Source organism: Bacillus sp. PPSBB_2 (genome assembly GCF_045291115.1).
GTDB lineage: Bacteria > Bacillota > Bacilli > Bacillales > Bacillaceae_G > Bacillus_A > Bacillus_A cereus.
This window is the reverse complement of the sequence record NZ_CP147983.1, coordinates 1780359-1805790: the sequence shown is the minus strand read 5'-3', so window position 1 is coordinate 1805790 and position 25432 is coordinate 1780359. Positions and strand designations below refer to the sequence as shown.

The window sequence follows — 25432 nt, the reverse complement described above, 5'->3', positions numbered from 1 at the left end:
ATTAAATCATTAAAATATCTCGAATTTCTTCCTCTGTGATTGAGGACAATTTCTCTTCTCCCGGCTCAATCACTTCAGCGATTAAATTTTTCTTACTTTCTTGCAGTTCATGCATTTTCTCCTCGATTGTACCGTGGGCTACTAGCTTTATAACTTGTACTGTATTTTTTTGCCCCATTCGATACGCTCTATCAGCCGCTTGTTGTTCAACAGCTGGATTCCACCATAAATCGTATAATATTACTGTATCTGCACCAGTTAAATTAAGTCCGGTACCACCAGCTTTTAAAGAAATGAGAAATAGATCTCCTTCTCCTTCGTTAAACCGATCGCACAGCTCTACACGATCCTGCGCTGGTGTACTCCCGTCTAAATAAAAGTATGGAATTGCTTGTCGATTTAACTCACGACCAATAATGGAAAGCATCTTCGTAAATTGAGAAAAAATTAATATTCTCTTCCCTGTACTTCTACATTCCTCTAAAATCTCTAACAGTTGTTCAAATTTAGCTGAACTTCCTTTGTAATCATCAACAAATAAAGCGGGATGACAACAAATTTGTCGCAATCTCGTTAAACCAGCTAAAATTCTAATTTTATTTTTACGTAACGTGTCTTTGTCTAAATGCTTTAACGTTTCTTCCCTTAACTTCGCTAAATAAGCAGCATAGAGACTCTTTTGATCGGGTAATAACTCCGATGATTGTAAGTGCTCTATTTTCTCTGGCAACTCATTTAATACGTCTCCTTTTAATCGTCTTAATACGAATGGTTTCACTCGCTTCGCTATATCTTCACGCCTTAAATCACCGAACTCTTTTCTTCCTGGTAATAATTCCGGGAAGACGACATGGAAGATAGACCATAGCTCTTCTAATGAATTTTCTACAGGTGTACCAGTTAGTCCGAAACGGTATTCAGCTTGAATTGTTTTCACAGCTCTTGCCGTTTGCGTTGTAGGGTTTTTAAACGCCTGTGCTTCATCAAGAAATAGTGTATGAAATGGCCTTGCATATAATCTTATATCTCTTCTCAGTAATGGATATGACGTGATTACGACATCAAATTCCGTTATATCTTTCAAAATTTTCCGGCGCTCTGCTTGGTTTCCATCTGCAATAACTGCTCTAATATGCGGGGCGAATTTTTTCAATTCACTAAACCAATTATAAACAAGAGATGATGGTGAAACGACTAATATTGGCAGTTTCTTTTCTCGAATCTCAGTCAAAACAGAATCTATAAAAGCAATGCTTTGCAACGTTTTTCCAAGTCCCATATCATCTGCTAAAATACCGCCAAAACGGTAATGAGCAAGTGTTTTCATCCATTCGAACCCATATACTTGATACTTTCTCATTTCTGCATTTAAAGTATTTGGCACAGCAAACTTTAATTTTTTCGGGTTTTGAATGTTTTCTACTAACTCTTGAACTGAATCATCCAAACTTAAAACATTGCCTTCGTGAAGTCCGTTCATCCATTTTACACTCCGAATAAGCGGAACATTTACCTCTTCTCCATGTAAAAATTCTTTCCGAATACCTGATTCTTTTATAAACTGATTAATTTCATTAAACTCTTTACTCTCTAGCGGCAAAAACGAACCGTTCGCCAATCGATAATATTTACGTTTCTCTTCAAGGGCCGCTAATACACCTTTAATTTCTGCTTCTGGTATTCCTTTTATATCAAAACGAAATGACAACCAATCAATTCTTTCTTTTCTTCTCACTCTAATAAGAGGAACTGCATCCCCTTTACTAATTCGCAATTTGATTGCTGTCGTCGCATAAATATCAACTAAACCTTTTAATGTTGGCACGACGTGATATAAAAAGTTATACTCAGCTTCTTCATTATGCATAAAGTAACCACCTTCTGTTTTTGCAAAGGCACTTTCACTCATAATGTCTAAAATCTCTTTTTCTTTTTTCTCATCACGATTAAAAACAGACGGCTGTCCATCCTCTTCTAGCGGATTAATCATGACGTTCCCATAGTGAAATTCAAGACCTGCTAATAAGCGATTTTTCACGCGGTCTAAATACAATTTCGCTTTTAGCGAAGGTGTTTCAACACGATCCGATATTACTTCATCAATGTGTACAGTTCCGAGCTTCATTAATCCTGGTACAACTTTCGCGACGAAATGCTCCATCTTACTTTCTGGAATATAAAACTGATTACTATTTGAGCGACTCATCATCTTTTGTAATTCAATAAGTCGCATACAATCTTCAATGTGTAAGTGATATAATTTCCCACCATAAAGTGCATTGTTATACATATCCATAACTTGTACACGATTTAGACCATCTATATGAAGTGTAAATCCGCCATTATTTCCCTTCGTAAATTCAAAGTGTAACGGCAACAAACCTTTTGAAACTTGTAATCCCTGAAACAGTTGTTTATTTTGTTTCAGCTGTACATATTCAACTTTAGAAAGTGAACAGAGCATATCTTTCCATGAAGCTGGTGGTATAAATATCATACTTTCATCTTGTTTCGCATGTACTTCTAGCGCATCCTCATACATTTTTTCGTTATGATACATTTTAATGAGCTGCTGAATAATTGCATCCGTTTCTTGTTTAAAACTATGTACATCTGGTGTATATGTAAATTCATTTGAACAATGAAAAGACTCTCTTTTCTCCACCTTAGAAAGAAATTCTCTAATATGATTTATGAAATACACCTTGGCAAGTTTCAATTGAATTCCAAGAAGAGCACCACCACTTCTCGTAGCTACTGGTGTACATATAAACTCAACATCTAATATTTCACGTGTATCAAAACGGTGTTGTTTACTTTTTGGCCTCAGTGGTTTGTCTGCAAACAGCTGAAACATACCACTTGTCAATTGATCATTTCTGTTACTAGTGGAGCTCATTCCACCTGTTTGTTGATTATAGTTTATTTGTATTAATACTGCTGCAACATGTTGACAGTACGTTTGAAAAGACGCTAATGAAGGACAACTACATTTTGCAACAACATCACCCTTTTTGGCTTTTGCTACTGTAACATGGAAATCCTCGTTCCCTTTTACTGTCGCCTCACAAATTTCTTTATTTTCATCGTAATGATCTATTATCACTTTATTTGATTTATAATAGGTTTCACCTCTTTTATATGAGGTCTCTCCGCACACTTCTTTAATAATCGATTTATTCAATGTGAAACTCATCGCTTTGACACTTCCTTAATATAAAACCATTTTCTCTTACTTAACATTTTACATGCTCCACGAGAAAATATAAAATGTTGATTTAACAAAAAAAGATGCTTATTTATAAGCATCTTCTTCACTCTATCTCCATCAACCTCTTCGCCTCAAAATACAACACTTGAATAAACTTCTTCGTATTAATTCGCGTATGACCAGAAGATGCGAGTTCATCTTTCGTCATTTCTGTCATCCGTTTTCTAACTACGGTGAAATCGAAAAATTTTGGAGCATAGCTTTCAAATTTTGGATTTGAAAAGTCTGTTAGTCCTAAAGAAGCCAACTGATTTAACGACTGATAAATAGCTCGACGTACTCTTTGTTCAGACGCTTTTTTCTCTTTATCAATATCCGCACCTAAAGCTAGATCCCCTAATTTCCTTATCGTAATATGATGAAAAATTTCTTTTAACGCAGGAAAGCCAAACTCAAATGTCTGTGCCTTTTCTTGACCATATAAATATTCCAGCATACTAAGTAAATCTTTACTTCCATTCTCTCCGGCAATACCGAGTTCTGATAGTAAAAAGCGTCCTAAATCCCCTATCTTTTTTCCTTCTTGCACTGGTTCAGTACGCAATTGCGGTTTTTCCCACTGAAACACGTTATTCAATGATTTTTGAATATCATGTATAGAACGCTCCAATCTAATACGCTCCATCACTTTGCGTACAACAGATACAACTTCGATTTTATTTAATGGTTTTGTAATATAATATTCTACACCAAGTGTATATGCCTCACCTATAAGCTGCTTCGATTCCACTTGAGAAATCATAATGATTTTCCCCGTGAAAGTTGACGCAATGTGACGAACTGTTTCAATTCCGTCCCTCATCGGCATCAACAAATCAATAAATAAAATATCTACTTTTTTAAAATTTAGTTGATCCGCTTCAATAAAAGCTCCGTCATCCGCCTCACCAATTACTTCTCCAAGATCTCCATCTTCAATAATTTGCGAAAGCATCGAACGGAAAACTTCATCATCGTCTACGATATAATAAAACAAATCTATTCCCCTTCCTGCTTTAAACTATCCTCTGGTAAACAAACGATAAACTTACATCCTCTTTTATTTTCTCGGTCTTCTAATTTCACTTCTCCGCCTAGCTCTGTTACCATTTCATTTATGTAAGAAAGCCCAATACCAGTTGACGGTGTTCCCGTTTGATCATACTTGGAAGTAAATCCTGGCTTAAATACTAATTTCTTATACTTTTGTGTAATACCAGGCCCATCGTCAATTACTTCAAAAAATATATGCTGATTTCTTTTATATAGCTTAATAATAACGAAACCTTTATCTTCAATTGCTTCAACTGCATTTGCAACTAAGTTATTAAAAATTGATAGCACTGTATACACGTGGTATGCAGCATGCTCACCTTCTATATGTTTAGAAAAACGTATATCCTTTTCTAGCATTTCAGCATACTTCTCGTTTATTCTAACAATCATCTCTGCTAACTCATGTCCTTCTACATATTCAGCCACATTTTTATCTAATAACAGTTTAGATAATCCTGCAAATATCCTTTGATTATCCTTTTTTATTTCATGCACTTCCCCCGCTATTTTCAATGCTGTTTTACTACTTGAATCAGCGCTTACTTGTAAATTTCGATATAGTTGATATGCTTCTTGTGTAATTAACTCCGCATTTTGTAACGTCTTTTTCAAATGAACAGATTCCACATATAAATTAGAAAGATGCATTAACATATTTTCATTTTCTTTTCGAACTTGCGATTCTTTTAATTTCGTTTCATATAAATTCATCATATTTAAAAAACCAAGTGCAAAGAAACTACGAAAAATAGCAATAATAATAAGTTTATTCACTTCAGAAATCGTTATTGTTGTACCTAGTACTAACATGTGATAAAACGCAAGTTCTGACATACTTGCAACAATTTCAATTGAAATTCCAAGGCATCCAATAATGATTGGTTTCTGATGGAACTTATTTACCCTACAAAGCGAAAAAAAACTGCCATAAATAAAATAATAGAAGAACACAGGATAACGCAAATAAAATGATTCTGTCATATGAAATGAACCTTGCATGATCCAGTCAAGACATACTCGGAATAAGACTACAGATATACCAACAAGAATACCTGCAACTCCTGCTGGTACTCTTCTTAAAAATAATAATAAAAAGAAGAATAGCGGTGTACCGAAGCTAACTCGAAACGTATCATTAAAGGGATGAAAGTTCAGCTCCCCAGCAATCGGAACAACGACCATTAATATAATTAAAAGGGACATATCTTTCTTCCATAATTGATTCCAATTCAAAGGTGACACTTCCTATACTTTTTTTCAGTAGTAAAAGTGAAAGCCCGCTTATTGTTATAAACGGGCTTTTTTTCTATATTCTAACCTTTTCTACCGCTTTTATTTGGCGATACTCTGGCTTCCACATTGCTTCTTGCACTGCCATCTTGATATCGTTATCACTTAAGTTCACTCTTGCAACACCTTCTGCAACTGCAACTTTAGCTACTTCAATTGCAACCATTTCTGAGATATTACGTAATTCTTCGACCTCTGGTAAAATAGGTGCTCCTGGCTGACTTGTATCTACCATACTTGCAACTGCTTCAGCTGCTGCTGCGAACATTCCATCCGTCATGACACTTGCTCGTACTACAATTGTTCCAAGACCAAGACCTGGGAAAATCAGTGCATTATTTGATTGTCCAATCACATACGTTACACCGTTATATGTAACTGGTTCAAATGGACTTCCTGTTGCAACTAACGCTCTTCCTTCTGTCCACTCGATTAAATCTGCTGGTTTTGCTTCAGCAAGTGGCGTTGGATTCGACATTGGTAAAATGATTGGTCTTTCTACGTGAGAAGCCATTTCTTTAATAATCTCTTCTTTAAATGCACCTGCAACAGTAGATGTACCAATTAAAATTGTCGGTTTTACATGTTTCACAACTTCAGCAAGTCCGATCACATCATTTTCTTTCCACTCACTTACTTCTGCTTCTTTTCTTGCGTACTGAATTTGGAAATCAAGAAGATCTTCCATATTATCTGTAACTAACCCGTTACGATCAATACACCAGAAACGCTTATATGATTCTTCTTCAGATACGCCTACGCGGACCATCGCATCTCTAACTTGATCTGCGATACCGATTCCAGCCGTACCAGCACCAAATACAACAACGCGGTGTTCACTTAGCGGTACACCAGAAGCTTTCACTGCCGATAATACTGCCGCAAGTGAAACTGCACCTGTACCTTGAATATCATCATTAAACGTACAAACGTCATGACGGTATTTATCTAAAATTTTTCGTGCGTTACGAGAGCTAAAGTCTTCCCAATGTAAAAGTGCTTTCGGGAATTGTTTGTTTACCGCTTGTACAAACGTATCAATAAATTCATCGTAAGCTTCACCTGTTATACGAGGGTGACGATTTCCAATATAAAATGGATTGTTTAATAGCTCCTCACGGTTTGTACCTACATCTAAAATTACTGGTAATACACGACTAGGATCGATTCCAACTGCAGCAGTGTAAACAGCTAATTTTCCGATTGCGATGTTAATACCACCAACGCCCCAGTCACCAATTCCTAATATGCCTTCTCCATCTGTTACAACGACTAAATCAATGTTCTCAGCTGTTGCACCGATATTCGTGAATGCTTCTTCGATACCTGATGGATCGTTAATTGATAAATAAACACCACGTGGTTTACGATATTCATGACTATATCTTTGAATTGCTACACCGACAGTTGGTGTATATACAATCGGTAACATTTCACGTAAATGATCTGTTAATATACGATAAAATAATACTTCATTTCGATCATGTAACGCAGTTAAGTATACATTCTTTAATAAATCATCCGGCTGAGAACTAAATTGTTCGTATGCTCGGCGTGCCTGTTCTTCTAACGTTAAAACCGCTGGCGGTAATAACCCTTTTAAACCTAACTCTTCTCTTTCATTTTGTGTGAAAGCTACCCCTTTATTTAAAAGTGGTGTTGATAATACTTCTGCTCCTCTTAATGTTGTTTCTAATGCACCATTAGAAGCTACTGTAAACTTGCTCATAACATCCCTACCTCTATTCATATATAGCATTTCTATATTGTAAACAAAAAAGAGGGGATTGTCCCCCTCTTCTTTTAATTTTTCTTTAAAAGAGTTGCTCCTGCAATCCCTGGGTGTGTCATCTCGAATGGATCTAGAATTAACTCTAAGTCTTCTTGTGACAATACACCATTTTTCACACAAAGTTCTCGAACGGATTGGCCTGTTGCAATTGCTTCTTTCGCAACGCGAGCTGCTGCTTCATAACCGATATGAGGGTTCACGGCTGTAATAATTCCTACACTTTTCTCAACATACTCTTTTAAGCGATCTTCATTCGCTTCAATTCCTTTTAAGCAATTATCTGTAAAGGCACGGAAACCGTTATTCATAATGCTAATCGATTGCAGTAAGTTGAAAACAAGTACTGGTTCCATCACGTTTAATTCTAATTGTCCTGCTTCTGAAGCAAGGCAAATTGTATGATCATTACCTATTACTTGGAACGCAATTTGATTAATAACTTCTGGCATAACAGGGTTTACTTTCCCTGGCATAATAGAAGAACCTGGTTGACGAGCTGGTAACATAATTTCCGCTAAACCAACACGTGGACCTGATGCCATTAAGCGAAGGTCATTTGCAATTTTAGACATATTCATCATACATACTTTAAGCGCTGCAGATACTTCAGTATAAGCATCCGTATTTTGTGTCGCATCTACTAAATCTTCTGCACCAACAAGCGGTAATTCACTAATTGCAGCTAAATGTTTTACAACTGCTTCAATATATTCTGGATCTGCATTTAAGCCTGTACCAACTGCAGTTGCCCCCATATTTACTTCATATAAATGTTGACGCGATTGTTGAATTCGTTTCATATCACGTTCAAGTACGCGAGAGTATGCTTTAAATTCTTGTCCAAGACGGATTGGCACCGCATCTTGTAAATGTGTACGACCCATTTTAATAACATGGTCAAACTGTTCTGCTTTTAATTCAAATACATCATGCATATAACCCATCGTTTGTAATAAGCCTTCTAATGCATTTAATGTTGCGATATGAATCGCCGTTGGGAATGCATCATTTGTTGATTGGGCCATATTTACATGACTATTTGGACTAATATAATGATAGTCTCCCTTTTCCATCCCTAATAATTCAAGCGCACGATTGGCAATGACTTCATTTGCATTCATGTTCATTGAAGTACCTGCTCCGCCCTGAATTGGATCTACGATGAAATGATCATGCCATTTTCCATCAAGAATTTCTTGAGCAGCCTCTGCGATCGCACCGCCCTTGTTCAATTCCAATCTTCCTACATCTGTATTCGCAAGCGCTGCTGCTTTTTTTACAATTGCGAACGCTCTAATTAAGCCTTCATGGATTTTGTATCCTGTAATTGGGAAGTTTTCAACTGCACGCATTGTTTGTACGCCGTAGTATGCATAGTTTGGTACTTCTTTTTCACCTAAAAAATCTTTTTCAATTCGAACACCATTTTTAACTTCAGTTAATGTTGCCATGATTATTCACTCCTTAACGATTTCTTATGCTGCTTTTGTTTCTTTGACTGTTTCTACATATTGTTTTGCTTTCTCATTATCGAATTCGCCTTCCCACTTCGACATAACAATGGCCGCTAATGCATTTCCTAATACATTGACAGATGAGCGAATCATATCTAAAATGCGGTCAATTCCCGCAATTAACGCGATACCTTCTAGTGGTAGCCCCATCGAACCTAACGTTGCTAATACAACAACGAACGATGCACCTGGAACTCCCGCCATACCTTTGGATGTTAACATGAGAACGAATAATAACGTTATTTGCTCCGTTAGTGACATGTGCACACCGTACATTTGTGCAACAAATAATGCCGCTAACGCTTGATAAATAGCCGATCCAGTCAAGTTAAATGTATAACCTGTCGGAATTACGAAAGAGGCAACTGCCTTTGGACAACCGAACTCTTCCATTTTTCTCATTATATTAGGTAAAACAGCTTCTGAACTTGCTGTCGTAAACGAAAGAATCAGTTCTTCTTTTAAAATTTTCATTAATGTAAAAATGTTTACTCCAACCATTCGTGCATTAATACCTAATACAATCACAACGAATAGTATAACAGTTACGTATACAGCTAGCACTAGTTTTCCTAGCGGAAGTAATGTTGCTACACCAAATTTTGCAACCGTAACGGCAATTAATGCGAATACACCAAATGGTGCAAATTTCATAACTTGATTTGTAACCCAAAACATGGCTTCGAGTACACCTTCAAAGAAGTTAAAGACTGGCTTTCCTTTTTCTCCAATTGCTGCAACTCCTAAGCCGAATAGTACTGAGAAGAATATAATCGGTAATAGGTCACCTTGTGCAATCGATTCAAATACGTTTTTCGGTACAATGTGAACAATTGTCTCAGCAAAACCTTTCTTCTCTGTTGCATCTGCAGTTTGTTTATAAGAAGAAATATCACTTTGCTGTAAATTACTCATATCAACGCCAGTACCTGGTTGGAATATATTCGCTGCAAGTAATCCCATTAAAATAGCAATCGTCGTAATAATTTCGAAATAAAGAATTGTCTTACCACCCAGTTTCCCAAGCTTCTTCATATCTCCTACACCAGCTACTGCAACAATTAATGCTGAAATAACAATTGGTACTACAATCATCTTAATTAAGTGAATAAATATATCCCCAATTGGTGTGATATAAGAAATCGCCGTTTTATTGCCATAAAAGACTGCCCCTACTACAATCCCTAAAACAAGCGCGACAAAAATTTGTGTTGCCAATCCGAATTTTTTCATTTATGTTCATCCCCTTCATGCGAACGCTTTCAATTTGAATTTATAAAAGCTACTCACACATCTTATAAGCGAACCTACAAAATCATACAAAAACCTACAAGTTCGTCACAAAAAATTCAAATATTTTTCTTCTTTTTTTCATTGACACCATTTTGTTAAAAAACGATAAAATAAACTTGATAAGTAATCAGATTGTTTCGTATAATCAAAAAGATATATACTTAAAACAAATCAAAATGAAAAGGAGTGGATGTTATGAAAAACTATACAAAGCAATTCGTCCTATCTTCTTCTTTTCTTTTTCATTTTCTTAAAAAGGAACAAAGGCATTCGCCTTTGTTCCTTTTTTATTGCGATCTATATAGGGGGAATTGTTATGAGACCATATAAACGTGTCTTAATTAAATTAAGCGGCGGTGCACTTGCCGATCAAACTGGAAATAGCTTTAACTCCAAACGATTAGAACATATCGCAAACGAAATTTTATCCATTGTTGATTTAGGTATCGAAGTATCCATCGTCATTGGTGGCGGTAACATTTTTAGGGGGCATCTAGCTGAAGAATGGGGAATCGATCGCGTAGAAGCTGATAATATCGGTACGTTAGGTACAATCATTAACAGCTTAATGCTTCGCGGTGTTTTAACAAGTAAAACAAATAGAGAAGTACGCGTTATGACGTCCATTCCATTTAATGCAGTAGCTGAACCATACATTCGCTTGCGTGCAGTCCACCATTTAGATAACGGTTATATCGTTATCTTTGGAGGCGGAAACGGGCAACCGTTCGTGACGACAGATTATCCAAGTGTACAAAGAGCCATTGAAATGAATAGTGATGCCATATTAGTCGCAAAACAGGGTGTCGATGGCGTTTTTACAAGTGATCCGAAGCATAACAAATCAGCAAAAATGTACAGCAAACTAAACTATAATGATGTCGTTAGACAAAATATACAAGTTATGGATCAAGCGGCATTACTGCTTGCCCGGGACTACAATTTACCAGCACATGTCTTTAACTTTGATGAGCCTGGAGTCATGAAAAAAATATGTTTAGGCGAACATGTGGGGACGTTGATTAATGATGATGTTACGATGTTGGTGCATGAAAAATAATGATTTCCCACCAAAAAAGGGTGTCTTTTGTAGGCACCCTTTCCTAATTCATCATCACAAATAGAAGTCAACCAATCCCGCCACTTTCTCCTTACAACGCTCCCAAAAAGATAACTTTTCAAAAAACTCTTTCGTCATTTCTTTCGAATCATGAAAATCCTCTGTTAACGCCTTATTAACTTGTCCTACAATAGGACCACCATAAATATAAAAATTCATTTCATCATTTATATTGAAGCTACGCGAAGTAAAGTTTGTTGTACCAATAACGGTTAATTCATTATCAATAAGCATTAATTTGCCATGGAACATTCCTTTTTTATACCCATATACAGTAATCCCATTATTAACAGCTTGACGTATGTATGGATACGCCGCTTCTTTTATAAGAGGTAGATCTGGTTTATATGACCAAAGTATTTTTACTGTAACACCACGCTTTTGTGCTGCGATTAAAGCATTCATGGACTCTTTATTTTTTGCTATAAAATACGGCGTTGCAATTACAATGGAGTGCTGAGCTTGTTTTATGAGCTCTATATATTTTTCAGCAACGTAATGCCCATTGTAACTAGTCATAGTATGTAATGTATTCCCTTTACTAGCTTTATTCGTACTTCTCTTTATCTCTTCTTTCGTATCTCGTTTCCAGTCTAAAGCGAATTGCTGTTCTAAATCTTTTGCTCCTTCTCCTTTAAGTCGTACATGATAATCACGCCAATATCCAAATCGCTTATCTTTCCCTAAGTACTCATCTCCTATATTAAATCCGCCTGTATAGCCAATCTCCCCATCAATCGTCGTAATACGGCGATGATTACGATGGTGAAGTGAATAAAATCCGAATGGCAATGTAGGTTTTCTACTATATGTAAAATGTACACCACTTTTCCGCAATTCATTTATCACCTTTCTTTCAAATGATAAATCATTAATGCGATCAACTGATAAATAGACGTTTACTCCTTCTTTTGCCTTCTCTTTTAATAAGTTTAAAAAAGTATGACTACTTTTATCATCCGACAAAATGAAGAAATAAGTGTAGATGGAGCTTTTCGCTTCTCTTATATCAGTAAATAATTGTTTATAAAAAGACTTCCCTTCTACATATAATTGAAAGTCACTATAATGAGGCGCATACTCTGTCGGCATGTTTTTCCCGGCTTCCATTTTCCTACCTAAGGTAACATCGATATGCATCCAAATTAAAATAAAAACGAAAATAGCAATAATAATAGAAGTAACTCTTAATATTTTTTTAATCATTTTGGTTTCCTTCCAATCATATTCCTTACTATTTCGTAGTGTTTCATTTAAATATGTTTTCATACGAAATGTATTTCTTATTTTTATTGATACTAAACAGTTAAAGGAGATACGAATATGAGAAAAGGAAAAACTCCTATTGTTTTTATCCCAGGTCTTTTCGGTTCAATGAGCAATATTATTATTCCCGGCACTGGTAATTGGAGTTTTGGACTTTCTGCATTTGTTTACGAACCATTCATCATGATGCTAGAAAGTATGGGGTACGAACGAAATAAAGATTTGTTCATCTGTTTTTATGACTGGCGGCAGCGTATTGTTTTTTCTACACAAAAATATTTATTACAAACGATTGCTTATGCTAAAAAGATTACAGGTTGCGATAAACTAAATCTAATTTGTCATAGTATGGGCGGCCTTCTTGGACGTTCTTACGTTCAAAGTGCAACATATAAAAATGATGTGAATCAGCTTATAATACTCTGCACACCAAACGCTGGATCTTCACCAAATTATAGTTATTGGACTGGAGGTACTCTCCCTATCCATGCCTCTTCTAAAATAAATATCGTTCATTTTTATGTGGAACAATATATTTGTTACTTAAGCATCTTACATAAAATGAATAAAGTTGAGGCGATACACATTTACTTTCCAGGATTACAAGATGTTATTCCTTGTAAAGATTACGGAAATTATTTATTTATAAGATCCGGCTCTTCTATTACATTTCTTACTTATAGTAAGATGAAAACGAAAAACCCTTTCCTCGATACATTAAATGAAAATAGATTTATTATACAAAAAAGAAATATTGAAACGACACTCATTGCCGGAGATGGAGAGGAAACAATTCAATATTTACAAGTCGTCCCTTCACATTCCAAACTGAAATGGACAGACGGCAAAGTCGTCGGTGATTTACTTACAAAACATGGTGACGGTAACGCTGTTCTACATAGCGTTTTTCTTCTAGAGGGAAATAAATATGTTTTGCATGCTTCACATAACGAAGTGCTCTACAAAAGCATTCCTATACTACAAAAGATACTCTAAATTTCAAAAAAAGGTATGGCATTAAGCCACACCTTTTCACATTAAACAAAATTCCTCGCATCATTATTTCTTCCAAACTTATAAATAGCAATTAAGAAGAATGCAATTGCGAAAGCGAATAAAATTAAAATGTTTAAATACAACTCCGAGAATGGTATTCCTTGTTGTAGTTTCGATACTGTGTCTAACAACCAGCGCTGTGGAAGAAAATTAGCTACTTTTTGTACTGCACTTGGCATAATGTCATATGGGAAATAACAACCCGCTAGTAAGCATGTTGGTACAATGACCATGTTTTGCATCGCATTTGCCGATGCTGAGTTTTTCGAAAAAGCTACAAGGACTAATGATATTCCAATTGCGATTAATGCAAATAGCATTAGTACGCCCATCATCACTATGAAAGGCATATTGATATTCGTATGAAAAACATTCGTTAGGAATAGGATTGTAATCAAAATTTGTACTGTTAGTATTATCATATTTACCCCGACATTAGATAATATGAACTTCTTCCCATCTATCGGCGTTGATAATAGTCTAAAGTACGTTCTATTCTCTTTTTCTTTTAAAATATGACCTGATAAGTTCGCTGCTGAAAACAGCATAAACATAATAAGGTAACCCATCGTTTGATTTGTCATATCTTTATTTTTCGAAGTATCTTCTAGCGTCTCAGTTTTCATTTTAAATGAACTTTTTTGATACCCTGCGTACATATTGTCGAATATACTTTGATCTGTTCCTGCTACTTTACTAATAGCTGCTATATTATCAATATAATTATATAAATATGATTTTATAAATCCTGTTACTTGATCACCTTTAATCGATGAAATTTCAATATGCTCTGGTTTCCCTTCTCGAACACTTTTTGAAAAACCAGAATCTAATGTAATAACTCCATCAAGTTTTTTGGAAGTGAGTTTATCTTCTACTTCAGACTCCTTAACCTTACTCACATTCACATGATTTAATCCTTCTAAAAACTTTATCGTATCATTTGCTATTGGCTCATTTTCTTTATTTACAATCCCGATATTTAACGTTCCTTGCCCTGCATTTCCGTATATCGAAAAGGAAATGAGCGTCCCTATTATCGGCAAGCTAATTATAATGAGTAAACTTTTTTTATTTTTCAAAAGCACAGATAACGTTTTTTGTATGAGCCATAAAATATCCTTCATGCTATAGCCCCTCCCGTCTACGTAATGCAATAATTGCAATTAATAAAAAGAGTGCTGAAATTCCAATGTTTAAAGAAATGACTGGTAGTGCTGCCCCTACATCATTTGCATAAATAATTTTCATAACAGCTGTATTTGCCCAAGTTAATGGCGATAAATTCGTAACGAAATTTTCTTCTACTACGAAATATGCACCTCCAAAAATAGAAGCTAATTGCACAACAACCATAATAATTGCCCTAGACGCTTCAGCTGTTTTCGTGATATATCCGATTCCTAAACCGAAGCTAATTGCTAGAAAGACTTGTGTTAATAAAATAAGAAATATGATTCCAAGATGGTCGCCCCAATTCGCTTGAAAAACAAATTTACTAAATAACATGACGAGTAATATGCACAGGGCATTTGCTACTAGGCTACCAAGTACTTTTCCAATGAATATTTCAGCTTTACTTATAGGTGCAGCAATGAGACGATCTCCTGTTTTACGTATTCGTTCTCCTCGAATTAAAGAACTCGCTCCCATCGCAGCATATAGTGCAATCATCGTTGTCATTACAACCGCATAGTAATCCATAGAACCTGGTTTTTTCGCAGCTTGTAAAGATGTTTCTTTTATATAATCATTATGATTTCCGTTTGAAATAACCGTACTAACCTTAGTAGGATCTACTTTTGCAACTTCGACCGCTACATTGTACTTATCAACAAATGTTGTAAGCATTCCCTCCACAATACTTCCCTCAATACTACTTTTGTCACTCCCATAAAATTTTGCACCATCTTTATTTAACTCTACATAAGCAGCATATTTATTTTTCTTCACTTCTTCTTTCCCATCTATACTGCCGGAAGCTTTTTTAAAATGAATACCTGATTTATCCACTTCTTTCGTAAATGCTTCAAATGATTGAGAAAACGTGCTACTCGCTTCATCTTTATATAGCACTTGTATATCTTTAATCGAATGACTATCACTATTAAATGCGTTGGTTAACGCTGTTCCTAACACAAGCATAAGCACAATCGGAAATGCTAACATAAAAACTAAAGTTCTTACGTCTCTGAAATCTCTTTTAATATGCATAATTGCAATATTGAAGATGTTCAATTGATGAACCTCCCTTTACCTTTTCTTCATTTACTTTTTATTTATCTCGTAAGTTTCTTCCCGTCAATGTAAGGAATACTGTTTCTAAGTTGGGAGCCTGCTCCTCTAATGAACGAATTTCAATATCATGATTGATACAGTGTTGAATGATTTTATTTAAATTATTTAATCCCGCATCAGAATTCACTTTAATTACGTTTTCTTCAATTTGAACTGCTTTCACACCGTTTATCTCTTTTAATTTTTCCACGTCTAAATTTTCCACCGACTTCACTTCAATCCAAATATCTTTCGTATCAGTAATAATTGCTTTTAACTGTTCTTTCGTACCTTCTGCAATCACTTTACCGTGATCTACAATCGCTATTTTCGTACAAATCTCTTCTACCTCTTCCATGTAGTGACTCGTATAAATAATAGTGCTTCCCATTTCATTTAACTTCCGGACAGACTGAAGAATATAGTTTCTTGACTGTGGATCAATTCCAACTGTCGGTTCATCCATAATAATTAACTTCGGTCTATGTGCAATTGCACAAGCAATATTCAATCTTCTTTTCATCCCGCCAGAAAAGTTTTTCGGATAACTTTTCTGTTTATCACTAAGTCCTACAAATTGAAGTGCTTCCTCTACTCTCGCTCTTAGTTCGGCCCCTCTTAATCCGTACAATCCAGCAAAGAACTTCACATTTTCATAAGCAGTTAACTCTTCATAAATCGCAATATCTTGCGGAACAATACCAATATTCATCTTTGCAAATCGATTATGTTTCTTTATATTTTTTCCTAGTATGCTAATTTCACCTTCATTACTTCTTAACAAACCAGCAATCATATTAATTGTCGTACTCTTACCAGCACCATTCGATCCTAAAAAGCCAAATATTTCTCCTTCTTTAATAGATAAAGACATATTATCAACTGCGATGAAATCACCAAATTTTTTCGTTAAATTTTTAATTTCTAATGTATTCATCATTTCACCCCTATTTCGGTTTCTCTGCTGTTATTATAAACAAAAAGAATGAACCTGCTCAGTGCAGAAATTCATTCTTTTCACATGAGAATATTCACTTTTTTCATATGAGATGGTTCATCTTCATCCCATTCTCTTATATCGGAAACAACATTGTCACTGAAAAACCACTTGTTCCATCTACAATAATTTTTCCGTTTACTGATGCTGTTCGCTCCTCCATCCCCATAATACCGAGACCTTTCTTAACAAAAGCTGCGCCTTTCCCGTTATCCTTCACTTGCACCTTAACCATCTTGTTAAGCACATGAATATCTATAGAAATAACTGTCGCATCAGCATATTTCATTGCATTTGTTAGTGCTTCTGTAACATTCTCACCGATAATTTTCCACTGAATGGGAGAAATCATATCTAAGTTCCCTTTGTATACAAAAGGAATATTCACATCATTCTTACCGGCAAATTCCTCTATGAATAATTTCATACGATGAATACCAATTTGCTCAGTTGGTGGCTTCATATTTTTTAATGTAATGCGAATACTTTCAATTCCATCTTTTGAAATGTGAATTGCATTTTGTAATAGCTCCGCAGATTTTTCTTTATCTATTTCCATTAATCTTTTTGCTGCTTCCATTTGAATAAGTGCACCCGTCATCGAGTGACCAATTTTATCATGAATTTCTTGCGATAACCGATTTCTCTCTTCTAGCTTAAATGTGTATTCTGATTGTCTTATGTACTCTTTATTTTCATGTAAGCTTTTCGTAAGTCGTTGCATATCTTTTCGCATCTTATCATTTTGTGATTCAAGCTTTACTACACGCGATATATATCGATCTGCCATAGTTAAAACGAGAAAAGAAAATGCAACAATTAATCCATAAGTCATTCGAATACTTTCATCTGCAATCGTAATTGGGAGCATCATAACGACAAAGCGTGGCCAATTCTTTTCTATGTAATGGAATGTAATTTCGTATAAGTTCAAAGGTAAAAACAAAATAAAAAATGGATGAATCCTCCATGTAAATAACATAACTATGCCAATGGACATACAGATTAATATTTTTTTATACATATCTTTTTTAAATATAGAAATCATTACGTTTACAGAGAGGTAAATAAGTAATGTAAATATAACCCATGGTAAATTTGCTACATTTGCGTAAATATAACTAAACACAATATATAAAAAGACAATTAATTTACTTACAGTTAACCAAAACTCCATATCATTAATCTACTTTCCCTGTTAAGTAATAAATCGCAATTTGTGTGCGATGTTCAAGTCCAGTTTTCCCTAAAACTGACGTAATATAATTTGCAATTGTTCCCTCAGATATAAAAAGCTGTTTCGAAATTTCTTTATTTGAGAAACCTTTTGCAATTAATGCGATAATACTAAGCTCCCTTTCTGTGAAAAGGCTCTTATCAATTTTACATTCTTCCTCCTTACTTTCCATTAAATTAGACTTAATTTTATCGAGGACAACATCTTGCATAACAGTTTGACCATTATATACTCCTTTTATCGCATCACGAATACGCTCCGGATCGTTATTTTTTAATAAATAACCTTTCGCTCCGTTTTTTACTGCATCCAAAATATACTCATCATCATCAAACGTCGTTAAAATAAGCGGTTTTGTTTTCGTCTCTTCACAAATGAACTTCGTCGCCTCTACACCGTTCATATTTGGCATACGAACATCTAAAAGAGCAATATCAACTTCATGCTTTTTACAATATGCTACAGCTTCTTCCCCATCATTTACAGTATCTACCACTTCGAACTCTTCGTATGTATTTAAAATAATTTTCATGCCTTCTCTAATAAAAGAGTTATCATCCGCTATTAATATTTTAATTTTCATGTTTGTTAGTATGGCCCTTCCCCTACTAACATTCACATCCTTTCTTCCCGTAACATTTCCTACTTGCTCATTATATACTTCTCTTTACCATTTTTTCACACCTTTTTTCATCTAGCTCTCCTACAAAAAATATATTATTCTTTTTTTACAATATGTGTAGGGTGACTTATCATTCTTTACGTCTATATAATAGAATGCGTCAAAAAGGAGGGAGAGACCGATTGAGGAAAAACAATTAATTGAAAAAGCAAAGCAAGGAAGCGAGCATGCTTTTCGTATCCTTGTACAAACATATCGTCATTATATTTTTCAAGTTATCTTTTCTATTTTAAGACATGAAGAAGATGCGAAAGATGTTACACAAGAAGTATTCGTAAAAATTCACACCTCTCTCCCAAATTATCAATTTCGCGGATTAAAAACGTGGATGGCACGTATTGCCACCAATCACGCTATTGATTATAAGAGAAAGAAAGCTAGAGAAAACGAAGAACTCTCCTTATGTAAAGAAACAGAGGAAAATATAAAATCCTCTCATAACATTGAAGCTTTACTATTGACGAAAGAGCAAAAATTACTCATTGCTCAAAAACTGAGAGAACTTCCCGAAAATTACCGTGACGTCGTTCTCGCACATTACTTAGAAGAAAAAAGTTATCAAGAAATTGCTTTACAGGAAAACATCGAAGTAAAAACAGTCGAAATGAAACTGTATCGGGCACGAAAATGGATTAAAAAACATTGGAAGGAGGAAGAGTTTCTATGATGCATTATTCAAAAGAAGATTGGCGCAATTATACATTAGATTTTATAGAAAGCAATGAACGTGAATCTATGGAAGAACATCTTTATGAATGTGATGATTGTTTAGCACTTTATATGGAAAGTATTGATGAACAACATGAAAACCTTCCAATGATAAATGATGATTCATTTACGAACGAAGTTATGACGCAAATTAATTTTGAAACACTACAGTCTAATAAAAATATAAAAACAAACTCACTAAAGCGCACAATCATTCACTACATAATTGCGACTGCGGCTACAATTATTTTTATGGTAAGTGGTTTATTCCAATATATTTTTACAGCGACATCAAATTTCGAGAAATCTTCAAAACATAACGAGTCTTCTATTTCACAACAAATTGTAAACAAATCGGTAGACACATCCAAAAAGAACGGAGGTTCAAAGCATGAATAAAAATCCCTTTTTAGCACTTGTATTAGGGCTAATTCCTGGGCTTGGACATTTATACTTAAAAAAGCTAGGACGGTTTATTTTATATAGCGGAGGATCTTTATTTCTATTCTCCTTTGCAGTATTTTGTACAATAGTAGTAAGAGAACGTGATATTGCTTTTCTTTCTCTATTTTTACTAGCCGTTCTATGGGCAATTAACTTACTAGATTTAGTTATCACCATTATAAAACAAACGAAAAAACAAGAAGCTGGAGAATTGATAAATTCCTCTAAAGAGAGCGAACGATTTTATATCATTCTCCTATCTATCATCCCTGGACTTGGCCATTTCCAATTAGGACTTATGCAACGCGGTCTTACGTTTTTAGTCGCTTGCGCTGGCTTAGGCAGCATGATTATATTTGTGACTTTATTAACATCTCAAGGAAGTTTCCTTATCTTCCTTATTACGTTACCTGTTTTATGGATTTATAATTTCTTTGACGTTGTTCAGCAACTACAGAAAAAAGAACGCGACGAGCAATTAATTGATCGTACTATTTTCGAAGATTTTGAAGAACATCAAGAGCAGGGAAAGAAAAGTAAAACATTTGCTTCTATTTTAGCGATGTTCCCTGGAGCAGGTCATATGTATTTAGGCTTACAACGCCGTGGTCTTCAGCTTATGGCAGCCTTCTTACTATCTATTTATTTACTCGACTTATTAAGACTTTCTGCATTTTTGTTTTTAGTACCAATCATTTGGTTCTATAGCTTTTTTGATGCGTTACAGCAAACAGCAAAATACGGAAAAGAACGAGTTCAAGACGAACCCATTATCGATTATTTTATAAATCATCAAAGATGGATCGGTATCGGATTAATTACACTCGGTGGTTATTATTTATTAAATCAAACAGTCCTTCCTATTTTGAATGATTATTTTGCAACTATATTTAATATTCATCTTAGTGAACTATATTATCGCTATTTCCAAACATCTATCGTTGCGCTCCTTTTAATTGGCGGCGGCTTTAAATTGTTACTTGGAAATAAAGAAAACAAAGGTGGGACAAACGAATGAGGACTTGGCGTGTTGGAACATTCTCAATGGGGCTTTCTATTATATCGTTAGGATGCTTTTTACTATTTTCAGTCGTAAAAGGAATTCAAGTATTAGATACACTAACTGCATGGTGGCCAGTTTTACTTATCATACTTGGAGCCGAAGTTTTACTATATCTTCTATTTTCTAAGAAGGAACAATCATTTATTAAATATGATATTTTTAGTATTTTCTTTATCGGCGTTTTAGGAAGCGTCGGAATTGCTTTTTACTGTTTATTATCAACTGGATTACTAGAAGAAGTTCGTCACTCTATTAACACAACGAGGCAAACGAGTAATATTCCAGACGGACAATTTGATATACCTGAATCTATCAAAAAAATCGTAGTAGATGCAGGACATCAGCCTCTAACGATAGAGGGAAATAATACAAATCAAATTCATCTTTTGGGAACTTATGAAATGACAACGAAAGCAAATGAAAAACTCAATTTAAAACGAGATGATTTCCTTTCAGTTCAAACGGCTGGAGAAACGATGTATATCACTTTAAAATCATTACCTGTTCAGCATACGTTATTTAATTCAGCACCACAGGTGAAACCAACGCTTGTTCTTCCGCAAAATAAAAATGTGGAAATCCGCGCTTCAAATAACGAACTATCTCTTTATCCAGGTCAATTACAAAATAATTGGTTTGTACAGGAAAGCTCAAGAGTGTCTGTCCATCTTGCAAAAGAAAGTGATATATCTTTAACAGCAGTAACGAATCAAAAAGAAACACATGGAAGTACACCTTGGGAACAAGTAAAAGATTTAACGAAAAACGAAAATACTTCTTCAGAAGAACATCCAGAATTAAACAACCAAGAACATTGGTATAAAAATTCGATTAAAACTGGAAATGGGACGTACAAGTTAAATATTGAGAAAGCTTATAATTTGAATATGAGTGTTCTCGAAAAATAAAAAACCTTCCGCAATTGCGGAAGGTTTTTCTCATATAATCGCTTTAATTCCTTCTAACACTAATCCAATCATAAATCCGCAAACAGCCCCGTTTACTCGGATCCACTGTAAATCTTTACCGACGTTATTTTCAATCATTTCGATTAACGTCTTATCATCTAACTTATCAAGGTTTTCTTGTACAAGCTTACCAATTTTCGAATGGTTCTTCTCAACAAGACTTACAACTTGTTTTTGTAACCAATCTTCTATTTTTTGAACTGTCTGTTCATCTTCTTTTATTTTATTCATTTGTTTTTGTAAAAATGGAATAACATATTTATCAGCAAATTCTTCATTATTTACAAAAGCAACTGCTCTTTGCTGTACTTGCTCTAGCATCTCTTTTATTTTGTCAGTAGCATTCCAATTGGCAATCCATTTTTCTTTCCAATTTTCTAATTCTTGTAGTAACGCTTCATTTTCTTTTACATTTATAATTTCTTGACGAATTTTCGCTAATATAAGTTGTCTCGTGCTATTATCTGCATCTTGTAAGCTGTTAATATTGCTAATAATAAACTTCTGCAAAATGCCGCCAATTTTATCTTCATCTACAATATTCATAAACGATTTCAATGTAAACTGTAAGAATCCATCTACTTTTATATTTTCCATCGCCTTCATACCTAAACTTCCAAGCTGGTAGCGTGCTTCATCTTGCGCTGTCCAATCTTTCACTTTTACTAAAATGTAATCAAGTGTCTTCTCATCATATTCTTGCACAACTAATTGATCAACAAGCACTTGTAAGATGTTACTTGTATTAATTGTATGTAAATACGTCTTTAATTCTTTTTCAATAATAACCGCTAATTTTTCTGTATCGATTGAAACAATCGCCTTCTCAGCAATCGTTACAATGCCTTTTTTCACAGCATCAGACTGTATTTCTCTCTCTGCAATTTGTAGCACCATTTGTGCTAGCTGCATTTCTTTTACTTTATTCGTAATACTTTCTTTCGTTAGCCACTCATTTTCTAACGTATTGATGAGCCCTTTCGTTACTCGTTTACGGTTTTTAGGTAACAAAGCTGTATGCGGAATTGGAATTCCCATCGGGTGACGGAATAATGCTGTAACTGCGAACCAATCTGCAAGCCCGCCAACTAACCCAGCTTCAAATCCCCCTTGTATAATCTCTCCAGCTATCGTTCCTTGAAAAGGGATAGAAGCCGCAAAGCCTACACCCATAACCCCAAGCGAAATACCCGCTATATATTTAGTCTGTAATGACATCGTATACACATCCTCTTATTATGTAAAATAAAGCTTTTTGTTGTATTTATTCAATATTAGTTATCCTTTATATATACTATAAAGAACTATTGTGAAAATAACAAAGATTTTTATGTACATGAAAAAATGAGGCTACAACTAGCCTCATTTTTCTTATACCGTTAATTCCAAACCTTTCCTATAATATTCATTCATTACATCTTTTGGAACCATACTTCCACCCGTTCCCCACACAATATGAGTACCTTTTTTCACCTTCTCTGTTAACTGTTGCTTTTGTAAATACTCATCTTCTTTACATACTTTCACTGGCCCTATCATACCTGCTAGTGCAGAAGGCTCTAAATAAATATTCTCCGTATCAGCTAGTTCTTTTAACAATCTATATAACTCTTCATCGCTTACTGTGTAATTCCCACTCAAAAATGGTTCCATCGTTTTCCCGACAAATCCAGACGGTCTTCCTACCGCTAGTCCGTCCGCGTCTGTTACATTATCAATTCCGATATCTTGAACGGCAATTTTGTCATGAAGGCCTGTCATTAAGCCGAGTAACATACATGGAGAGTGCGTAGGCTCTGCAAAGAAACAATGAACATTGTCTTTATACAATAACTTTAAACCGAATGCTACTCCACCCGGTCCTCCTCCTACTCCGCACGGAAGGTAAACAAATAAAGGATGATCTTTATCTACTACAACCTCTAACTCTTCTAATTGCTTTTGTAATCGTGATGCTGCTACTGCGTATCCTAAAAATAAATCATGTGAGTTTTCATCGTCTACAAAATAACAGCTAGGATCCGCATCCGCTTGTCTTCTTCCTTCTTCTACTGCTTTACTATAATCATCTTCATATTCAATAACGTTTACACCTTTACTTCTTAATAAATCTTTCTTCCATTCTTTTGCGTCTGCTGACATATGAACAGTTACATTAAAACCTAGATTCGCACTCATAATCCCTATGCTAAGTCCTAAATTCCCTGTAGAACCTACTGCAATTGAATGTTTGGCAAAAAACTCTCTACATGTATCACTATCTAAAATGGAATAATCATCTTCTTCTGTTAACATACCGTGCTGCAATGCTAGTTGTTCAGCATGTTTCAACACTTCATAAATGCCGCCCCTAGCTTTAATTGATCCTGATATCGGAAGATGACTATCACATTTTAATAATAATTCTCCTAAAATAGGTTGCTTGTAAGTTGTCTCTAAAGCTTCTTTCATAGAAGGTATTTTTACTAAAGGTGATTCGATTATGCCGTTCGTCCCTTTCGTTTCAGGAAAAACTTTCGCAATATATGGTGCAAAACGCTTTAATCTCTCTTCCGCATCTTTTACATTCTCTTCATTAAGTGGTGAATCTTTTATTGCCCTTTCATACTTTTCTATATGTGGGTTTATCCAAAATACTTCTTCTGTTGCAATAAGTTTATTCACTAATGGGTATTCTGCTTGTAATGCCCCTATTTCTTTCATTTTGTTTCCTCCTTATATCCTTGTAGCTCACCATATAATAAATTATAATTAAATTAATTTTAATATAGTTTAACACAAATCGTTCACTTTAGTTAATTTTAATTTAATTTATTTAAATATAATTTAATAACCCTTAAGGAGATTTTCATTATGGAAAATATAGATATTGGTAAAAAAATTGAAAAACAAAGAAAAGAAAAAGGTTTAACTAGTAAAGAACTAGCAAAGATGGCCAATATTACACCATCTATGTTAAGTCAAATTGAACGTGGGTCCGCTAACCCTTCTATTCAAACATTAAAAGTGCTTGCTAAAGCTCTTGATGTGCCAACATTTAGCTTTTTACTTGAAGATACAAATACAGACGATTTAATTGTACGTTCCCATAAACGAAAGAAAATGATTATCGATAATTTATCATATGAAATGCTTTCACCTGATTTCACTGGAAATTTAGCAACAGCAATTATGACCGTCCCGCCTAATACAGCTTCATCAGAAAATGTGCTAGAACATAAAGGAGAAGAATTAGCATTTGTCTTAGAAGGGAAAATCACATTATATTTAAATGAGGAAGAATACGTATTAGAAACTGGTGACAGTGTAAAAATACCTGCTTATTTAAAGCATAAATGGGTGAATCATTTTGAGAAAAATGCGGTAGTCTTATTTTCTGTTACTCCGCCGATTTTTTAATATATAAATAAAAACAGGTT

At 34.7% G+C, this 25432-nt stretch carries 21 protein-coding genes; 7 read left to right on the top strand and 14 right to left on the bottom strand.

Annotation, left to right across the window (positions count from 1 at the left end):
• Window position 1: 1 nt before the first annotated feature.
• The 6 genes from V6946_RS09110 to V6946_RS09085 all read right to left on the bottom strand — a co-directional run bounded on the left by V6946_RS09110 (window position 2) and on the right by V6946_RS09085 (window position 10135).
• On the bottom strand, window positions 2-3196 hold the full coding sequence (locus tag V6946_RS09110; RefSeq protein WP_006918522.1) for a DEAD/DEAH box helicase: 3195 nt from the start codon (window positions 3194-3196) through the stop codon (window positions 2-4).
• A 118-nt stretch (window positions 3197-3314) separates the two neighbouring features.
• Entirely contained in the window at window positions 3315-4247 is a 933-nt protein-coding gene (locus tag V6946_RS09105; RefSeq protein WP_406622289.1) for a response regulator, read from the bottom strand.
• 2 nt (window positions 4248-4249) lie between these two features.
• On the bottom strand, window positions 4250-5548 hold the full coding sequence (locus V6946_RS09100) for a sensor histidine kinase (RefSeq protein ID WP_002023846.1): 1299 nt from the start codon (window positions 5546-5548) through the stop codon (window positions 4250-4252).
• A gap of 64 nt (window positions 5549-5612) precedes the next feature.
• Entirely contained in the window at window positions 5613-7325 is a 1713-nt protein-coding gene (gene malS, locus V6946_RS09095; protein WP_006918516.1) for an oxaloacetate-decarboxylating malate dehydrogenase, read from the bottom strand.
• Between the two features lie 74 nt (window positions 7326-7399).
• Window positions 7400-8839 (bottom strand): aspartate ammonia-lyase, encoded by a 1440-nt coding sequence (gene aspA / locus V6946_RS09090; protein ID WP_000224194.1) that lies wholly within the window; start codon window positions 8837-8839, stop codon window positions 7400-7402.
• A gap of 24 nt (window positions 8840-8863) precedes the next feature.
• On the bottom strand, window positions 8864-10135 hold the full coding sequence (locus tag V6946_RS09085; RefSeq protein ID WP_000713293.1) for a cation:dicarboxylate symporter family transporter: 1272 nt from the start codon (window positions 10133-10135) through the stop codon (window positions 8864-8866).
• Between the two features lie 376 nt (window positions 10136-10511).
• On the opposite strand from V6946_RS09085, the gene pyrH reads away from it, so the two are divergent.
• Window positions 10512-11255, top strand: coding sequence for a UMP kinase (pyrH, locus tag V6946_RS09080; RefSeq protein ID WP_001248059.1), 744 nt, complete (start codon window positions 10512-10514; stop codon window positions 11253-11255).
• Between the two features lie 54 nt (window positions 11256-11309).
• On the opposite strand, the gene cls is transcribed toward pyrH, so the two are convergent.
• Entirely contained in the window at window positions 11310-12521 is a 1212-nt protein-coding gene (gene cls / locus V6946_RS09075; RefSeq protein ID WP_016122263.1) for a cardiolipin synthase, read from the bottom strand.
• Between the two features lie 117 nt (window positions 12522-12638).
• Between cls and V6946_RS09070 the strand changes: the two genes are divergently transcribed.
• Window positions 12639-13577 (top strand): lipase/acyltransferase domain-containing protein, encoded by a 939-nt coding sequence (locus V6946_RS09070; protein ID WP_366981817.1) that lies wholly within the window; start codon window positions 12639-12641, stop codon window positions 13575-13577.
• Window positions 13578-13618: 41 nt separating this feature from the next.
• Here the strand turns inward: V6946_RS09070 and V6946_RS09065 are convergent, their stop codons facing one another.
• From V6946_RS09065 to V6946_RS09045, 5 genes are all read right to left on the bottom strand, one after another.
• Window positions 13619-14764, bottom strand: coding sequence for an ABC transporter permease (locus V6946_RS09065; RefSeq protein WP_000651880.1), 1146 nt, complete (start codon window positions 14762-14764; stop codon window positions 13619-13621).
• Window position 14765: 1 nt separating this feature from the next.
• Entirely contained in the window at window positions 14766-15875 is a 1110-nt protein-coding gene (locus V6946_RS09060; RefSeq protein ID WP_001020154.1) for an ABC transporter permease, read from the bottom strand.
• 37 nt (window positions 15876-15912) lie between these two features.
• Window positions 15913-16851 (bottom strand): ABC transporter ATP-binding protein, encoded by a 939-nt coding sequence (locus V6946_RS09055; RefSeq protein WP_006915053.1) that lies wholly within the window; start codon window positions 16849-16851, stop codon window positions 15913-15915.
• A 136-nt stretch (window positions 16852-16987) separates the two neighbouring features.
• Window positions 16988-18088 (bottom strand): sensor histidine kinase, encoded by a 1101-nt coding sequence (locus V6946_RS09050; RefSeq protein WP_000397682.1) that lies wholly within the window; start codon window positions 18086-18088, stop codon window positions 16988-16990.
• A gap of 4 nt (window positions 18089-18092) precedes the next feature.
• Window positions 18093-18731 carry a response regulator transcription factor gene (locus V6946_RS09045; RefSeq protein WP_000694093.1) on the bottom strand — a complete coding sequence of 213 codons (639 nt, stop codon included), beginning with the start codon at window positions 18729-18731 and terminating at the stop codon, window positions 18093-18095.
• Window positions 18732-18951: 220 nt separating this feature from the next.
• Between V6946_RS09045 and V6946_RS09040 the strand changes: the two genes are divergently transcribed.
• From V6946_RS09040 to exsE, 4 genes are read left to right on the top strand one after another with little or no spacing between them, the layout of a single operon-like run.
• Window positions 18952-19497: an RNA polymerase sigma factor gene (locus tag V6946_RS09040; RefSeq protein WP_306418681.1), complete on the top strand. Its 546-nt coding sequence runs from the start codon at window positions 18952-18954 to the stop codon at window positions 19495-19497.
• Entirely contained in the window at window positions 19494-19937 is a 444-nt protein-coding gene (locus V6946_RS09035; protein WP_000972345.1) for a hypothetical protein, read from the top strand. The genes V6946_RS09040 and V6946_RS09035 overlap by 4 nt, the downstream gene beginning before the upstream one ends.
• Window positions 19930-21000 carry a hypothetical protein gene (locus V6946_RS09030; RefSeq protein ID WP_001039111.1) on the top strand — a complete coding sequence of 357 codons (1071 nt, stop codon included), beginning with the start codon at window positions 19930-19932 and terminating at the stop codon, window positions 20998-21000. Before V6946_RS09035 ends, V6946_RS09030 begins: the two co-directional genes overlap by 8 nt.
• Window positions 20997-21953, top strand: a complete 957-nt coding sequence (gene exsE, locus V6946_RS09025; protein WP_006915038.1) for an exosporium protein ExsE — start codon at window positions 20997-20999, stop codon at window positions 21951-21953. Before V6946_RS09030 ends, exsE begins: the two co-directional genes overlap by 4 nt.
• Window positions 21954-21983: 30 nt before the next feature.
• Here the strand turns inward: exsE and V6946_RS09020 are convergent, their stop codons facing one another.
• Window positions 21984-23231 (bottom strand): DUF445 domain-containing protein, encoded by a 1248-nt coding sequence (locus tag V6946_RS09020; RefSeq protein ID WP_000058294.1) that lies wholly within the window; start codon window positions 23229-23231, stop codon window positions 21984-21986.
• Window positions 23232-23384: 153 nt separating this feature from the next.
• Window positions 23385-24716, bottom strand: coding sequence for a D-serine ammonia-lyase (locus V6946_RS09015; protein ID WP_016122258.1), 1332 nt, complete (start codon window positions 24714-24716; stop codon window positions 23385-23387).
• 150 nt (window positions 24717-24866) lie between these two features.
• Here V6946_RS09015 and V6946_RS09010 point away from each other — a divergent pair, with 150 nt between their 5' ends.
• A complete protein-coding gene (locus V6946_RS09010) occupies window positions 24867-25412 on the top strand; it encodes a helix-turn-helix domain-containing protein (protein ID WP_000427653.1) in 546 nt (181 codons plus the stop codon).
• Window positions 25413-25432: the final 20 nt, after the last annotated feature.

Bases quoted from the DNA above. Each gene is read 5' to 3' on its own strand.
- V6946_RS09110 (WP_006918522.1), bottom strand. From the start codon at position 3,196: ATGAGTTTCACATTGAATAAATCGATTATTAAAGAAGTGTGCGGAGAG.
- malS (WP_006918516.1), bottom strand. From the start codon at position 7,325: ATGAGCAAGTTTACAGTAGCTTCTAATGGTGCATTAGAAACAACATTA.
- aspA (WP_000224194.1), bottom strand. From the start codon at position 8,839: ATGGCAACATTAACTGAAGTTAAAAATGGTGTTCGAATTGAAAAAGAT.
- V6946_RS09085 (WP_000713293.1), bottom strand. From the start codon at position 10,135: ATGAAAAAATTCGGATTGGCAACACAAATTTTTGTCGCGCTTGTTTTA.
- pyrH (WP_001248059.1), top strand. From the start codon at position 10,512: ATGAGACCATATAAACGTGTCTTAATTAAATTAAGCGGCGGTGCACTT.
- cls (WP_016122263.1), bottom strand. From the start codon at position 12,521: ATGATTAAAAAAATATTAAGAGTTACTTCTATTATTATTGCTATTTTC.
- V6946_RS09070 (WP_366981817.1), top strand. From the start codon at position 12,639: ATGAGAAAAGGAAAAACTCCTATTGTTTTTATCCCAGGTCTTTTCGGT.
- V6946_RS09065 (WP_000651880.1), bottom strand. From the start codon at position 14,764: ATGAAGGATATTTTATGGCTCATACAAAAAACGTTATCTGTGCTTTTG.
- V6946_RS09055 (WP_006915053.1), bottom strand. From the start codon at position 16,851: ATGAATACATTAGAAATTAAAAATTTAACGAAAAAATTTGGTGATTTC.
- V6946_RS09050 (WP_000397682.1), bottom strand. From the start codon at position 18,088: ATGGAGTTTTGGTTAACTGTAAGTAAATTAATTGTCTTTTTATATATT.
- V6946_RS09045 (WP_000694093.1), bottom strand. From the start codon at position 18,731: ATGAAAATTAAAATATTAATAGCGGATGATAACTCTTTTATTAGAGAA.
- V6946_RS09035 (WP_000972345.1), top strand. From the start codon at position 19,494: ATGATGCATTATTCAAAAGAAGATTGGCGCAATTATACATTAGATTTT.
- V6946_RS09030 (WP_001039111.1), top strand. From the start codon at position 19,930: ATGAATAAAAATCCCTTTTTAGCACTTGTATTAGGGCTAATTCCTGGG.
- exsE (WP_006915038.1), top strand. From the start codon at position 20,997: ATGAGGACTTGGCGTGTTGGAACATTCTCAATGGGGCTTTCTATTATA.
- V6946_RS09020 (WP_000058294.1), bottom strand. From the start codon at position 23,231: ATGTCATTACAGACTAAATATATAGCGGGTATTTCGCTTGGGGTTATG.
- V6946_RS09015 (WP_016122258.1), bottom strand. From the start codon at position 24,716: ATGAAAGAAATAGGGGCATTACAAGCAGAATACCCATTAGTGAATAAA.
- V6946_RS09010 (WP_000427653.1), top strand. From the start codon at position 24,867: ATGGAAAATATAGATATTGGTAAAAAAATTGAAAAACAAAGAAAAGAA.